This is a genomic window from Trueperaceae bacterium (assembly GCA_019454765.1).
Classification (GTDB): Bacteria; Deinococcota; Deinococci; order Deinococcales; family Trueperaceae; genus JAAYYF01.
Genome location: JACFNR010000007.1, coordinates 45,638 through 59,947 on the forward strand (window position 1 = coordinate 45,638; position 14,310 = coordinate 59,947).

Genomic DNA, 14,310 nt, shown 5'->3' on the forward strand with positions numbered 1-14,310 from the left:
GAGGGTCTCGTGGCAAGTGTGAGCATCGGGAGGGCCGGGGACGTCGACAACGAACGCCTGCTGAGCGCCCTCGGCATGGTCGTCGGGTTCCTGGGCACGTTCATGATCGGCATCTTCTGGGCCATGGGTGCGGTCCTGAAGGCCACGCACAACGGCGGCACGGTCGTGCAACTGCACCTCACCGGCATCTGGAACACGCTCTTCTGGGCCTTCCCGGTGGTGGCCGCGGGCTCCGTGGTCCTCGCGCTAGGACTCTTCTTCCTCAAGCGCTTCAAGGAGGCGGCCGGCATGGCCGGCCTGCCGGTCGTGCTGGTGATCCTCTACTACCTGGCGTTGGTCCAGGTACACGTGGGCGCGCGCTGATAGCGGCGGTGGCCTGACCGCAAGGCAGCGGAAGGGGCGGCCGGCGCCGGCGTGCCCGGCTCGGCCGAGCGGCCGTGGGTCCGCGCCCCGAAGGAGGTTGACGGCGTGAAGTTGCGTTACCTTGGGCACTCGGGTCTGGCGCTGGCGCTCGACGGCAGGGAGGTCCTGGTCGACCCGTTCATCACGGGCAACCCGCGAGCCGGCGCCGACCTGGCGGAACTGGCGCCCGACATGATCGTCATCACGCACGCCCACGGCGACCATTGGGGCGACACGCCGGTCCTCGCCGAGCGCTCCGGCGCGACGGTGGTCGGCACCGCAGAGGTGGCCGCCTACGCCGCCGGACTCGGGCTCGCCGAGCACGCGATGAACATCGGTGGCAGCTTCGATTTCGGCTTCGTGCGCGTAACCGCCACCCCGGCCTGGCACTCCAGCTCGTTCCCGGACGGCACGTACGGCGGCATGCCCACCGGCGTCGTCCTCGACGTCGCCGGCAAGCGGGTCTACCACGCGGGCGACACGGCCCTCTTCTCCGACATGGCGTTGGTGGCCCGCGGCGGGCTCGACGTGGCGTTCCTGCCCATAGGCGACAACTTCACGATGGGGCCCGCCGACGCCCTCGAGGCCGTCAGGCTCCTCAAGCCGACGGTGGTGGTGCCCATCCACTACGACACGTTCCCAGTCATCGCGCAGGACGCGGCGGCGTTCAAGGCCGCCGTCGAGGAGTCGACGGGCTCGTCGTGCGTGGTGTTGGCCCCCGGTGAGGTAATGACGCTCTGAAGGACGGTAGTTCCCCACCACGTTTCGTCCCGCAGGGTTACGAGCTGGTGAGCCGGCTCGGATCCGGGCAGACGGCCTACGTCTTCCTCGCCCGCCACGCCGTCTTCGGCGACGTGGCGCTGAAGCTGCCGCGGCCCGAGCTGGAGCAGCGCCCCGTCCTGCGCAAGATGTTCGAGAACGAGGTGGCCATCACGAGCCGCCTGGCCTCCGGCAACGTCGTGACCGCCTTCGAGGGATTCCCGACCGGCCGCGGCGCCTTCCTGGCGCTCGAGTACTGCGAGGGGGGCACGCTCGACCAGCACCTGCTCGAGAAGGGGCGGATGCCGCTCGAGCGCTGTTACCGCTTCGTGCTCGACGTGGCCGCCGGGCTGAGCCATAGCCACGAGCGGCAGGTGCTGCACCGCGACGTCAAGCCAGCCAACGTCTTCCTGACCGCCGACGGTCACGCGAAGCTCGGCGACTTCGGCACGGGCGTCTTCATGGGCGACGAGGGAACGGACCGCGTGGGCACCGCCTTCTACATGGCGCCCGAGGTCTTCGAGGGCAACCCCGCCGGGGTGCGGTCCGACATCTACTCGCTGGGGGTGCTCGCCTACGAGGTGATCGCTGGCGAGCGGCCGTTCGTCGGCGCCTCGTACGACGCCCTGATGGTCGCGCACCGCACGGGGGTGCCCAAGGACCTGCGCACCCTGCGCCCCGGCCTCGGCATCGAGGTGGTGCGCGTCGTGTCGCACGCCATGATGCGCGACCCGGCCAAGCGCTTCGGGTCGGCGCGGGAGTTCGCGGTGGCGTTGGCCCGCGCCGCCGGCCTGGCGGAGGCGGCGGGCGGCGAGGCCGAGGCCGATGGGGCGGCGCAGCAGCCGGCGGGACGGGGCGGCAGGCCCGGCACGCGGCCGGGGACGCGTCCCGGCGCCACCGCCGGGAGCGAGGCCGGCAAGGGTGAGGGCGAGCGGGGGACCGCGCGGGCGGCGGGGCGGCGCGGCGGCGGCCTGTTCGGTTGGTTGAGGCGCAGGCGCGACTGAGGCGGAGCGGCGGGCGGGCGGTCCGCGGTCGGCCCTCGCTTCGGGGTCCGTGACGACCTAGCGCCGCCGTCCGGCCTGGTAACCTGATCTCCGAGCGCGGCGGTCAACTATGGCGACGACCCGCGCCTGATTCGAGTTAGAATCGGAACGAGTCCTACTTGAGGTCGAGGCTCTGGCGGAGGCCGGTGGGCCGCGACCGCAGCGCCGGGTGACTTCCACGAGAGGTGCAGACATGAGCGACAAGCAACTCGAGATCAGGGGCCTACACGCCCGGATCGTCGGCGGCGACGAGATCCTGAAGGGGGTCGACCTGGTCGTGCCCCGCGGCGAGGTGCACGCCCTGATGGGCCCCAACGGCTCCGGCAAGTCCACGCTCGCCAAGGTGATCGCCGGCGACCCCCAGTACGAGATCACCGCGGGCGACATCCTGCTCGAGGGCCAGTCGATCCTAGAGATGGAGCCAGACGAGCGCGCCCGCGAGGGGCTCTACCTCGCGTTCCAGTACCCCGTCGAGGTCCCGGGCGTCTCCATCGCCAACTTCCTGCGGCTGGCGCTCAACGCGCGTCGCGAGGAGGGCGACGAGATCGGCGTCATGGAGTTCTACAAGAAGCTGCAGCGCGCCGTGAAGGAACTCAACTGGGACGACTCGATCATCGAGCGCAACCTTCACGAGGGGTTCTCCGGCGGGGAGAAGAAGCGCTCCGAGATCCTGCAGCTCCTCGTGTTGGAGCCGCGCTACGCCATCCTCGACGAGACCGACTCCGGCCTCGACGTCGACGCGCTCAAGGTGGTCTCGCAGGGCGTCAACGCGGCGCGGGGCCCGGAGTTCGGGGCCCTCGTCATCACGCACTACCAGCGCCTCCTCAACTACATCGTCCCCGACCGGGTGCACGTCATGGTCCACGGCCGCGTGGTCAAGTCGGGCCCCAAGGAGCTCGCCATGGAGCTCGACCAGAAGGGCTACGAGTGGGTCCGCGAGGCCGTGGGGGCCTGAGCGCGGCGTGGTAGGCCACGACAGCGGCAGTGCAGCCCGCACGCAACGACCGGGCGCAGGGAAGAAGAAGGGCGGAGGGACGGCGAGTGTCCGACCTTAGCAACCAACCACAGCAAGACGTGCACCCCGACGCGGCCAAGCTCGAGGGGATGCAGCACACCAAGCAGTACGAGTTCAAGCTCGAGGAGAACTACTTCTTCAAGTCCGACCGCGGGCTGACCAAGCGCGTGGTGGAGCAGATCAGCTACTTCAAGGGCGAGCCCGAGTGGATGCTCAAGTTCCGCCTGAAGGCGCTCGAGATCGCAGAGAAGAAGGGCCGGCCCAAGTGGGGCCCCGACCTCTCCGGCCTGAACTTCGACGATATCTTCTTCTACGTCCGCCCCAACGAGAAGCAGGGCACGGCCGGGTCGTGGGACGACATCCCCGAGGACGTCCGCAAGACGTACCAGCGCCTGGGGGTGCCCGAGGCCGAGCAGCGCGCCCTGGCGGGCGTGGGCGCCCAGTACGAGTCGGAGATGGTCTACCACAAGCTCAAGGCCGAGTGGGAGAAGCTCGGGGTGCTGTTCCTCGACACCGACACGGGCCTGAAGGAGCACCCGGAGATCTTCAAGGAGTACTTCGCCTCGGTCATCCCGCCCGAGGACAACTACTTCGCCGCCGTGAACTCGGCCGTCTGGTCGGGCGGCTCCTTCGTCTACGTGCCCGAGGGCGTGCACGTGGAGGTGCCGCTGCAGGCCTACTTCCTGTTGAACGCCGAGAACGTCGGCCAGTTCGAGCGCACCCTCATCATCGGCGCGCCGGGCTCCAAGTTCCACTACATCGAGGGCTGCACGGCGCCCGCCTACACGAGCAACTCGTTCCACTCCGGCGTCATCGAGATCGTGTGCCAGGAGAACAGTCACGTGCGCTACTCGACCATCCAGAACTGGTCGCACAACGTCTACAACCTCGTCACTCAGCGCGCCATGGTGCACGCCGGCGCCAGCATGGGCTGGCTCGACGGCAACCTCGGCTCCAAGACGACCATGAAGTACCCCAGCACCTATCTGGTGGGGGAGGGCGCGCACGGCGAGATCCTCTCCATCGCGTTCGCCACCGACGGCCAGCACCAGGACGCCGGCGCCAAGGTGATCCACGTGGCGCCCAACACCACGAGCAGCGTGGTGAGCAAGTCGATCTCCAAGGGCACGGGGCGCTCCAGCTACCGCGGCCTGGTGCAGATCCACGAGGGCGCCACCAACGCGCGCTCGAACGTGGAGTGCGACGCGCTCCTCCTCGACGAGAACGCCCGCACCGACACGTTCCCGTACATCGAGATAAGCGAGAAGACGGCGCACGTGGGCCACGAGGCCACGGTCAGCAAGCTCGACGACGAGCAGATCTTCTACCTGATGACCCGCGGCCTCAAGGAGGACGAGGCCATGGCGCTCATCGTGCGCGGCTTCCTGGACCCCGTGGCGAAGGAGCTGCCCCTCGAGTACGCGGTGGAGCTGAACCGGCTCATCGAGCTCGAGATGGAAGGGAGCGTCGGCTGACGTGGCGACGCTGCTAGACAACCCCGCCGTCGACGCGGCCGCCGTCGAGGCCATCGTCGAGGCGTACGCGGAGCCCGCCTGGCTCGCCGACGAGCGCCGCGCCGCCCTGAGGTCCTACGCCGCGGCGCCCTTCCCGACCGAGAAGACGGAGGAGTGGCGCTACACGCAGCTGAAGCGCTTCCGGCTCGACGGCCTGGCGCTCGCCAAGGCGCCGAAGGACGAGTCCGTGCCGGAACGGATCCGCATGCGCATCGCCGACTCGGACGCCGAGGGCGTGATGGTTCACAAGGGTAACCGGGTCGTGCTGCGCCAGGCGAACATCAAGGAGGCGGGCGTGGTCTTCACCGACCTCCGCACCGCCGTCCGCGAGCACGAGGAGCTCCTGCGGCGCCACCTCTACAGCGTGGTGAACGCCACCCAGACGAAGTACACGGCCCTCAACTCGGCCCTGTGGGAGAACGGCACCTTCGTCTACGTGCCCAAGGACGTGGAGGTCGAGCTGCCGCTCGGTGCCTTCACCACGGCCGACGCGGGCGGCATCGGGCTCGGCCGCACCCTCATCGTGCTCGACGTCAACTCCCGCCTCACCTTCATCGACGAGTACACGAGCGAGCCGTTCGAAGAGCGCCTCTTCTTCGACGCCGCCACCGAGATCGTGCTGCAGGAGGGCGCCAAGCTCCGCTACGTCAGCCTCCAGAACTGGAGCCGCAACGTGGCGCACATGAACAAGCTGCGCGCTCACCTCGGCAAGGACGCGCGCCTCGAGTCGGTCACGGTGAGCCTCGGCGCCGACGCCGCGCGCGCCGAGGTGGAGAGCCGCCTCGAGGGGCCCGGCTCCGAGAGCGAGATGCTGGGGCTCTACTTCGCCGACGAGGGGCAGCACTTCAACCAGTTCACGCTCCAGCACCACGCCACGGAGCGCGGCTTCTCGGACGTGCTCTTCAAGGGCGCGGTGCGCGACGCCAGCCAGGCCGTCTACTCGGGCCTCATCGTGGTCGACCCGCACGCGCAGAAGACCGACGCCTACCAGACGAACCGCAACCTGCTCCTCGACGAGGAGGCGGAGGTCGTCTCCATCCCGCAGCTCGAGATCGCGGCCAACGACGTGAAGTGCTCCCACGGCTCCACCACCGGCCCCGTGCCGGAGGACCAGCGCTTCTACCTCATGAGCCGCGGCCTCAGGCCGGAGGTGGCCGAGCACGTGCTCGTCACCGGCTTCCTCTACGAGGTGATGAGCCGCGTGACGCTCCCGAAGGTCGCCGAGTACGTGGAGCGCGTGGTGCAGGCCAAGCTCGGCGTGCCCGGGGTGAAGGAGAAGCTGTGACCGTCGCCACGGAGGCCGTCGACGTCGGGGCCTCCGAGGAGTTCCCGGAGGGTTCGATCACGGCCCGGACGGTGGGTGACACGGACGTCGTGGTCATCCGGCAAGGCGGCGAGCTGTTCGTGCTGCCCGACCGCTGCACCCACCAGCGCTACCCGCTGAACGACGGCGAGTTGCTCGACGGCAAGATCAAGTGCGTCCACCACGGGGCTACCTTCGACCTGCACTCGGGCCGGGCCACGCTCCCGGCGGTCGAGAAGATCCAGCTCTTCACCGCGGCCGAGTCGGGCGGGCGCGTGACGGTGACGTTGCAGGAGCTCTGAGCTAGGGTCCGTCACGCGACCGGGAACCGCAGCGCACGGCGCGGGAGCACGCTTCCGCGCCGCGCCCGCCTTCCGGCCCTCAGCGACCCGCGGCCGCGCCCAGCACGACCACGCTCGCCTGGACGTGGTCCGGCGCGAGCCCCTCGCTCGTCTTGAACGTGACGCCGACGCTACCGGCCGGCAGGCCGAGCAGGTCGGCCACCGACGCGGCGATCCGCTCGCGCAGGGGTCCCAGCTTCGGCGCGTCGAGCGTGACCACGGCCGCCACGTTCGTGATGGCGCTAGAGCCGGCGTGGCGCTCCAGTTCGGCGAGGACGCCACGGACGATGGCGCGGCTGTCGAGGCCCGCGAACGCGGGGTCCGACGGCGGGAAGAGCTTGCCTATGTCGCCGAGGGCGCGCGTGGACAGGAGCGCGTCCGCCAGCGCGTGCAGGAGCACGTCGCCGTCGGAGTGGGCGTCGGCGCCGCGCTCCGAGGGCACGGTCACGCCGCCGATCACGAGCCGCTTGCCCGGCACCAGCCGGTGGGCGTCCTGACCGTGGCCGATGCGGAGTGCCATAGGCATGGCGCATCCTACCAGCGGTCCAGCGCGCGTCCGCTTAGGGGTGGTACCGCGCCGCAGCCGGCCGGCGCGTCCCCCTGAAGGCGAGGTCGGCCGGCGCGTACCGCGCGGGTGCCGGTCCTCGCGTCGACGGCTGAGCGATGCTGTTCTTCGCGCCCACGAGCCTTCGCCCGCGGGTGGCGTTCGAGGCCGGCGCCGCCAGGATGGGGTCGCACCCGGTGACGTTCCCGTGCGAGACGCTCGAAGAACCCGGGGCGCGCGTCGGAGTGGCGAGCTACCTGGCGCAGTGGGCCGACGTGCTCGTCGTGCGGCACCGGGACATCGGCGCGGTGGAAGGCCTAGCGGCTGCCCAGGCGCTGCCGGTGGTCGACGCCATGACGGACGTCGACCGCCCGTCAAGACAGTCTTGACAAAATCGATGGTGTCAATATAACCTTGACGCATGAAAGACGTAGCGAACCACCCCGTGACCGGCAACCCCCTCCTGGTAGTCGTCTCCGGAAGCCTCTGCGCGATCTGCGCCGCCGGTGCCGGCGTCACGAGCGGCGCTCTTCGGATCGTGCTCGTCGCCTTCGCCGTCGGTATGGCCGCCCTGGCCGGCGGCGGCCTCAGGGTCGTGCTCGCTAGCCACGGCCCGGGCGCGCACGCCGGCGGCACGCAAGGGAGCGGCGCAGGAACCTCCGAGCCTCGGCGGGACGGGGTCGCCAAGCGGTGACGACCCGGGGCCCCGACTTGGAGGACCTCCTAGCCCGCGCCCTGGCGGAGGCGGACCCCACCCTCGAACAACGCGTCGGCGTCGATCAGACGGCGTACCTCGACCTCATCCGCCTCGGTGTCCGAGCCGGCGCCTTCGCCGACGAGGTGCTGCAGCGCGCCGTGGGCTCGGCTCGCGCCGCGGGGCTGAGCTGGGAGGCCATCGGCGCGGAACTAGGCGTCAGTCGCCAGGCCGCTCAGCAGCGTTTCGGCGCGGCGCTCCCGAACGCCCGGGTGCCGGTGGTGCCGGAGCAGGGCGACCCGGCGCGTCAGCGTCTCCTCACGCCCCTGACGGCCTTCAACGAGATGGCCGTGCTCGGGCGGGTCGGGCGCTACGGCTGGCACTCGGTGGCCTACGGTCCGACCTTCCACATCGTCGAGAAGTCCGAGCAGCAGTGGGATCACGTCCGCGTGCCTAGCTTCGGGCGGCGCTCCGCGAGCCTCGAAGCGGCCGGCTGGCAGAGCATCGGTCGCGGCTGGTTCCCGTGGGCCTACTACAAGCGGCAGGCGGGCGCGGCGGCCCTCGCCGAGCCGCCCGGTTGGGACCCGCTGGCCTGAGATCAGGGCCGGAAGGCCTCGACTATCCCGCTGGTCTCCGGGAGCGGCGCGACTTCCAGTTCGGCCTCGAGCCGCGCCGCGAACCGGCGGTAACGCTCCAGCGCCTCCCCGCGCCTGCCCCGCCGCACGAGTTCCGCGAGCAGGCGTTGCCACGCCGCTTCCTCCAACGGCTCGAGCTCCAGGACCCGCTCCAGGAACGGCAGCGGGTCAGCTCGCCTGCCTGCCGACTCGAGCAGCAGTGTCGCCACCTCCCGTCTAAGCGTGTAGCGGAGCTCCTCGACCGGTTCCAGGTCGACACCGGGAGCGAACGGTTCGCGGTAGAGCTCCAGCACGCGCTCGGCGTCGCCTGCGGACAGGGCTGACCGCAGCTCCCACAGGTCGACCCGTGCGTTGTGCAAGCCCTCCTCGTGGAGGTACGTCTTCACCCCCCACGGCTCGAGCGCCTTGCGAAGCTGGTTGAGCTGCACGTGCAGGTTGTTGAGCACGCTCCGCCGGCTCACGTCCGGCCACAGCACCGCCCCGATCCGGGAGCGGTCGAGCCGCAGGGCCATGAGCGTGAGGATGGCCTTGTGCCGGCCCTTCAGCGGGACCGCTTCACCCAGCACGGTCGTGGTGTGCGTGCCGAGTAGCCGGACGTCCAGCGGCGGGATCTCGCCCAAGCGCGCGGCCACGGCTTCGCGCCAACCGGAACGGAGCACGCCGGTCAGGTCGTAACTGTAGCTCAGCTCCGGCCTGGAGCGCGGCAGGGCGCCGAGCGGCACCAACGAGGCCAGCGCTTCGGCGCCGAGCTGGGTGCCGTCCAACAGAGCGCTCAGGTCGGCCGGCCGGCGCGTCACCTGGTACTGCGCCGCCAGCCGGCCGAGTCGCGCGAGCCGCGGCTCCCCCTCGAACGCCGGCGGCAGGGCGGCGACCGCCTCCGCGTGCCGGCCCGAGGCCTCCAGGGCGAGAGCGAGCTCGGAGCGGGACTCGGGGCCGGTGCGGTTCGCCGCTATCTCGAGCGCGGCCTCAGGCCGGCCGGCGCGCCGCAACGCCCTCGCCCACAGCGCGTTGAGCCGGTCGGCGGAGCCGGGGTCGACCGCCGCCCACGGCTCGAACGCCCCGGCCAACCGCGGGAACTCCGCCGTGTCGCCGCGCAGGCAAGCGGCCTCGGCGGCGGCGATCAGCGCCACGGCGCGGTTTGTCTGCGACCGCGCCGCCTCCTCCAGGTGAGCCTCGGCGCCGGCGCGGCCGAGCAGGGCCAGGTAGCGGCCAAGGAGGGCGTGACTCACCGCGGCGTTGTAGGACCCCTGCGGTTGGCTGCGCAGTCGCGCCTCGAGGGCCAGGAGCAGGCCCGTCAGGTCGCCGCGCAGCTCCCACCCGACCTGCGCGAGCCGGAGCTCGGCGCTCAGGCGGATCGACGCGCTGCCGTCCGGGCCGAGCTCGGCGATGGCTCGGTGCAACAGGTCCTCCACCTCGTGCCAGGAGCGGTTGCCCAGGGGGAACGCGCTGGCGTTGAAGAGGAAGTCGCCGCGTTCGTCGCTCGACGCCGCGGCCAGGCACCCCTCCGCCTGCGCGAGGAGGCGGCGGTAGCGCTCCACTTGATCCAGCGGCAGGTCGAACACCCACCAGCCGAGCGCCTGGAGTCTCTGGCCCGCGCTCGCGGCGGGAGAGCCGGCCACCTGCTCGTAGCTCCGGCGCGCCGCGCCGAGGTCGCCCGTGACCGACTGGGCCCAGGCGCGGTTCAGCAGCCTCACCGGACCTGGCGGGGTCGCGCAGGCCGCGTCCCAGCGCAGGTAGTCGGTAGGCTCCGCGGCGGCGAGGTCGGCGTGGCTCTCGAGGACACGGGAGAGCTCCGCGGTTTGATGCGTTCGCCGCAGCGCCTCGGCGAGGACAGCGACCGGCAGGCGCCTTGCCGCGCCGAGGACCGCGCGGGCGCACCCGGGGCCGTGGGAGGCGAGCAGCGCCTCCGCCAGCCACGGGTGCAGCCGGTAGCCCGATTCGACCTCCTGCGCGAACCCGGCCTTGGCCAGCCGCGCGCTCGCTCCCCTGGCCGCCGCCGTCGGCAGGTACGGCACTCCCGCGAGGAGGAGCGCCTCCAGCCAAGTCCGCAGCCCAAGGCTGGCGCGGACGCCGGCGAGGAGCGCCGCCGGCTCGGGCTGCTCGCCGGTCAGGGCGGCGAAGTGGGTCGGGAGGGGCCAGCCGGCGGTCCGTTGCCACGTCCGCTCCCCGAGCGCAGCGTCACCGAACAGTGCCACCGCCTCCGCCAGGTTGAACGCCAGGTCTCCGCTCGTGAGGTGCACGAGGCGCCCCTGCGTGGTGAGACGCGGCAGTTCGGCCACCGGGAGCGGGCCGCGGCTCGCCAGCAGGACTAGGCCCTCCATGCGGCTGAGCACGAGGTCCAGGTCCCTGGCGGAGTCCGCCTCCTCGATCACCAGCAGGGTGGGCACGGCCCATAGCGCCTCCGTGAGCGCCGACAGGGGCGTCTCCGGGGCGATGCCCAGGGCGGACGCCAGGGCGGAGCGGAGGTCGGGGCGCCCCTCGGCGCTCGCCCAGAACACGCGCCAACCGGCCGCCTCCAGTAGGTCGGCCCACTGCGCCGCCAGCACGCTCTTCCCGTAACCGAAGGGAGCCTCGAGCCACACCACGTGGCCGGCGCTGTCCGGCAGCCTTCCCGACAGCCGGGGCCGCGGCAGGTACAGGGAGCTGGGTCTTGGGCGGAAGCCGCGCATTGGCGTCGAGCCAGTGTAGCGACCGGCGCGGTTAAGCGCGCGTTAATACCGGTGCTGCTAGGAAGAGTCATGGAGACGGTCAGTTCCGGGTGGGTGCGCCTCCGCGCAGCTGCAGCCACCCGTGTCGCCGCACTTCTGTTCGCGGTGGTCCTCTCGCCGGCGAGCCCGGCGCACGCCCAGGTGCCTGGCTTCCTGCAGGTCGGTTCCAGGCTGACGTGGCAGGCGGGCGGCTCGAGCCTGGAGGGGAGCCGTCTGGTCCCCAACCCCAACGGCTGGCTGTGGCAGAACGGGCAGTGGAACCAGCTCGAGAGCACCTACGGCGGGGGCGGGGTGGGGTACACGCAGGTGAACATCGTGGGCGCCGGCCCCGACGGGCTCGTGGGCGACGTCCGCAGCTTCCTGAACACAGACCTGAACGCGGGGACCTTCGTGCAATCCGGGGTCGACGCCGTGGTGGGCGACCTGTCCGGGCTCCTGCCGTACTGGCGCTCGCCGGCCCAGCTCGCTGCGCTGCCGGAGGGGTTCGACGGTCTGACCAGCGTGAAGCGCGGCCCGAGGGTGTTCGGTGGAGCCACTTACGACACGATCTCCATAGCCACGATGGCGCAGGGAAGCTACACGAGCCACGTCTACGACGCGGCCACCGGCCTCCTGCTTTTCGGTGGCAGCATGGACGCTCAACCAGGGGTGCTCACGGTCGGGCCGGACGGCGCCGTGCTCCAGCAGAACCGCGGGTCGGTGAACTACACTCACCTGCTGTTCGCCGGCGCCCGGCAGCTGCAGGTGCCGTGGGCCGGGGCGGCGCTGCCGGCGTGGCTGGCTCCCGGCGCGAGCCTCGCCTACCAGGGGCAGTCGAGGGGCGAGATGGCGGGCAGCGGGCTACCGCCGCTGCCGGGCAGCGCGCTCAGCGTGGGCTTCGCGTTCGACGGCGCCGTGGCCGGCGCGCTCGTCGGACGCTACTGGACGCAGCTGGCCAACTCGGCGGGGTTGCCTCCCAACCAGTCGGTCACGCTGCGGGCAGTCGGCAGTGCCGCGTTCGACGGCCCCTGGCTCCCGCCCGAGGGGCTGGCGCGGTTAGCCCCCGGCCAGGTCCTCGACCAGGACCCGCTCACCGGCCAGGTAGCGTACTTCGCCGGCGTCCAGGACGGTTACCCGGCCATCGTGGTCGGCGGCAGCACCGACGACCTGACCCAGTACTACGACCCGCAGACGGGGCTGATGGTCTTCAGCCGCTACCGCAAGCTCGCGCCCGGCATCGGCATGCAGGTGAACGAGGTCTGGTACGCCGGCCAGTAGCGGCGCGCCGGCCAGTAGCGGCGCGCCGGCGCTAGCTCGTCAGGCGGGTTGCGCCTCGTACTTGCCGACGTGGTAGCTGCCCACCTCCGTGCGCAGGCTGATCGACAAGCGGTTCCACGTGTTGATGGCCGCGATGGCGAGCGTGAGGTCGACGAGTTCCTTCTCGCTGAACTGCGCCCGCACGCGCTCGTATAGCTCGTCGGGGACGTCGTTCTGCGAGATGAGCGTCAGGGCCTCCGTCCACTCCAGCGCCGCGCGTTCACGGTCGGTGTAGAAGGGCGCTTCGCGCCAGGCGGGCAGCACGTATAGCCGCTGCTCGGTCTCGCCGGCAGCCCGCGCGTCCTTCGAGTGCATGTCGAGGCAGAAGCCGCAGCCGTTGATCTGCGAGGAGCGCATCTTCACGAGGTTCACGAGGGACTCCTCGAGGCCGCTATGCCTCACGTACGCCTCGAGCTTGTAGAGCCCGCTCAGCCCGTCGTGGCCGACCTTGGCGTAATCGATGCGAGTTGACATGGTTACCTCCGTCGCGTCGGCGCCATTCCCGCGCCGCCCGTGTGCCCGCGCGGCGCGGGGAAGGGCGCCGTGTAGTGGGGAGGGCGGGCCCGCGGACTCGCCGACAGGTCAGGCTACGTCCGGGCCGAACGCCGCGCCTCACCACGCGTCACGCACGCCTCGTGCGATGATCGGCGGCGTGTCCCGCACCGTCGGCGCCCTCGCCCTCGTGGTCGTCACCCTCATCTGGGGCAGCACGTTCGTGGTCGTCAAGGAGGCGCTGGACACGATCCCCGTGTCGCTGCTGCTCGCGGTGCGCTTCACGCTCGCTGCGCTGCTCCTCGCCTGGGCGCCTTGGGACCGGCGGGCGGTCGTGCCGGCGCTCGTGCTCGGCGTCCTCTCGTTCGTGGGCTTCGGGACGCAGACCATCGGGCTCTCCATCACCAGCGCGTCGAACGCCGCGTTCATCACGGGTCTGTCGGTCATCCTCACGCCGCTCGTCGCCAAGGCGTGGCTCGGGCGGTCGCTGGCGCCGCGGGTCGTGGCGGCGGCGCTGGTGGCCGTGGCCGGGCTGGCGCTCATCACGCTGCGTGATGGCGTGGCCGGCGTGAACGGCGGCGACCTGATCGTCCTAGTCACGGCGCTCACCTACGCCGTCTACATCGTCTACCTGGGCGAGGTGGCCGGGCGGGTGAGGGGCACGTCGCTCGCCATGATGCAGCACCTGCCCATGGCGGCCCTCGCGTGGCTGTGGGCCGCGCCGCAGGCGCGTCTCCTGCCTGCGGTGCCGCTCACCACCTACCTGGCCATCGCCTACCTGGCCGTCGTCGCGACCGCCCTGGTCGCGGTGGTCCAGACGTACGCGCAGCGCGTCGTCCCCGCGCACCTTGCGGCGCTGATATTCGTGCTCGAGCCGGTCTTCGCCGCGGGGTTCGCGGCCGTGCTCATCGGCGAGCGGCTGGGGCCGCTCGGGTGGGCCGGCGCCGGCCTCATCCTCGGCGCCATGTTCCTGGCCGAGGGCAGGCTGCCGGCCCGTAGGCCGGGGGCGCGCTGAGTCGCCACGGCCCGGGTGTCGGCGCGCACGTGATGGGGGCCGGCGTCAGCCCCTGAACGGGTAGACGAGCGTCAGCCCGGCGAGGACCTCGCCGCGACCGACGTCCCCTGTCAGGATCGTGACGCAGTTGGCTCGCCGCGCCGCTGCGAGCAGCTGAGCGTCCCAGGGCGCGAGCTTGTGAGACCGCGCTACCTCCACGGCGCCGGTGACCAGCGGGGCGTCCACTGCCACGACGTTCAGCTGTGCGGCCAGCAGGTCGACCGCCTCCTCGGCGACGCTCTCGGGCACGGTCGGCGACAGCTTGCAGGTCACGACCCAGGAGAACTCGCTCAGGGCCTGGCTGCTGATCGTTCAGTTGACCGAGGCGTCCGCCAGGAGGGCTCGGCCGTGGCGCGCTTGCGCTCGTCCCGGCGGTCGAAGGCGTAGACCAGCACGTTCGTGTCTAGGAACGCGGCCACCGGAGGCGCCCTTCGTAGATGTCGTCGCGGGTCCAGGTGCGCTCGGAGTCGTGGTGACCGGCCTCGTTAAGGTCAACGAGCTCTAAGAGCC

At 71.4% G+C, this 14,310-nt stretch carries 16 protein-coding genes; 12 read left to right on the forward strand and 4 right to left on the reverse strand.

Features of this window, described 5'->3' with window-relative positions; all coding sequences use genetic code 11:
- Positions 1-9: 9 nt before the first annotated feature.
- The 7 genes from H3C53_03725 to H3C53_03755 all read left to right on the forward strand — a co-directional run bounded on the left by H3C53_03725 (position 10) and on the right by H3C53_03755 (position 6,338).
- Entirely contained in the window at positions 10-363 is a 354-nt protein-coding gene (locus tag H3C53_03725) for a hypothetical protein (GenBank protein MBW7915785.1), read from the forward strand.
- Between the two features lie 105 nt (positions 364-468).
- Positions 469-1,143: a metal-dependent hydrolase gene (locus H3C53_03730; GenBank protein MBW7915786.1), complete on the forward strand. Its 675-nt coding sequence runs from the start codon at positions 469-471 to the stop codon at positions 1,141-1,143.
- 47 nt (positions 1,144-1,190) lie between these two features.
- Entirely contained in the window at positions 1,191-2,165 is a 975-nt protein-coding gene (locus H3C53_03735; GenBank protein ID MBW7915787.1) for a serine/threonine protein kinase, read from the forward strand.
- A gap of 232 nt (positions 2,166-2,397) precedes the next feature.
- Positions 2,398-3,159 carry a Fe-S cluster assembly ATPase SufC gene (gene sufC / locus H3C53_03740; GenBank protein MBW7915788.1) on the forward strand — a complete coding sequence of 254 codons (762 nt, stop codon included), beginning with the start codon at positions 2,398-2,400 and terminating at the stop codon, positions 3,157-3,159.
- 149 nt (positions 3,160-3,308) lie between these two features.
- Positions 3,309-4,694 carry a Fe-S cluster assembly protein SufB gene (sufB, locus tag H3C53_03745; GenBank protein MBW7915789.1) on the forward strand — a complete coding sequence of 462 codons (1,386 nt, stop codon included), beginning with the start codon at positions 3,309-3,311 and terminating at the stop codon, positions 4,692-4,694.
- 1 nt (position 4,695) lies between these two features.
- Positions 4,696-6,018, forward strand: a complete 1,323-nt coding sequence (sufD, locus tag H3C53_03750; protein MBW7915790.1) for a Fe-S cluster assembly protein SufD — start codon at positions 4,696-4,698, stop codon at positions 6,016-6,018.
- A complete protein-coding gene (locus tag H3C53_03755; protein ID MBW7915791.1) occupies positions 6,015-6,338 on the forward strand; it encodes a Rieske 2Fe-2S domain-containing protein in 324 nt (107 codons plus the stop codon). The genes sufD and H3C53_03755 overlap by 4 nt, the downstream gene beginning before the upstream one ends.
- A gap of 79 nt (positions 6,339-6,417) precedes the next feature.
- Here the strand turns inward: H3C53_03755 and ispF are convergent, their stop codons facing one another.
- Positions 6,418-6,903, reverse strand: coding sequence for a 2-C-methyl-D-erythritol 2,4-cyclodiphosphate synthase (gene ispF, locus H3C53_03760; protein MBW7915792.1), 486 nt, complete (start codon positions 6,901-6,903; stop codon positions 6,418-6,420).
- A 137-nt stretch (positions 6,904-7,040) separates the two neighbouring features.
- Here ispF and H3C53_03765 point away from each other — a divergent pair, with 137 nt between their 5' ends.
- From H3C53_03765 to H3C53_03775, 3 genes are read left to right on the forward strand one after another with little or no spacing between them, the layout of a single operon-like run.
- Positions 7,041-7,310, forward strand: a complete 270-nt coding sequence (locus H3C53_03765) for a hypothetical protein (protein ID MBW7915793.1) — start codon at positions 7,041-7,043, stop codon at positions 7,308-7,310.
- Positions 7,311-7,342: 32 nt separating this feature from the next.
- Positions 7,343-7,615 carry a hypothetical protein gene (locus H3C53_03770; GenBank protein ID MBW7915794.1) on the forward strand — a complete coding sequence of 91 codons (273 nt, stop codon included), beginning with the start codon at positions 7,343-7,345 and terminating at the stop codon, positions 7,613-7,615.
- 17 nt (positions 7,616-7,632) lie between these two features.
- A complete protein-coding gene (locus H3C53_03775; GenBank protein ID MBW7915795.1) occupies positions 7,633-8,211 on the forward strand; it encodes a hypothetical protein in 579 nt (192 codons plus the stop codon).
- A gap of 2 nt (positions 8,212-8,213) precedes the next feature.
- On the opposite strand, the gene H3C53_03780 is transcribed toward H3C53_03775, so the two are convergent.
- Positions 8,214-10,919 carry a hypothetical protein gene (locus H3C53_03780; protein ID MBW7915796.1) on the reverse strand — a complete coding sequence of 902 codons (2,706 nt, stop codon included), beginning with the start codon at positions 10,917-10,919 and terminating at the stop codon, positions 8,214-8,216.
- Positions 10,920-10,988: 69 nt separating this feature from the next.
- On the opposite strand from H3C53_03780, the gene H3C53_03785 reads away from it, so the two are divergent.
- Positions 10,989-12,215 (forward strand): hypothetical protein, encoded by a 1,227-nt coding sequence (locus H3C53_03785; GenBank protein MBW7915797.1) that lies wholly within the window; start codon positions 10,989-10,991, stop codon positions 12,213-12,215.
- A gap of 39 nt (positions 12,216-12,254) precedes the next feature.
- Here the strand turns inward: H3C53_03785 and H3C53_03790 are convergent, their stop codons facing one another.
- Entirely contained in the window at positions 12,255-12,728 is a 474-nt protein-coding gene (locus tag H3C53_03790) for a carboxymuconolactone decarboxylase family protein (protein ID MBW7915798.1), read from the reverse strand.
- Between the two features lie 178 nt (positions 12,729-12,906).
- On the opposite strand from H3C53_03790, the gene H3C53_03795 reads away from it, so the two are divergent.
- Positions 12,907-13,761: a DMT family transporter gene (locus tag H3C53_03795; GenBank protein MBW7915799.1), complete on the forward strand. Its 855-nt coding sequence runs from the start codon at positions 12,907-12,909 to the stop codon at positions 13,759-13,761.
- Positions 13,762-13,806: 45 nt separating this feature from the next.
- Here H3C53_03795 and H3C53_03800 read toward each other — a convergent pair whose 3' ends face one another.
- Positions 13,807-14,073, reverse strand: coding sequence for a PIN domain-containing protein (locus H3C53_03800; protein ID MBW7915800.1), 267 nt, complete (start codon positions 14,071-14,073; stop codon positions 13,807-13,809).
- Between the last annotated feature and the right edge of the window lie 237 nt (positions 14,074-14,310).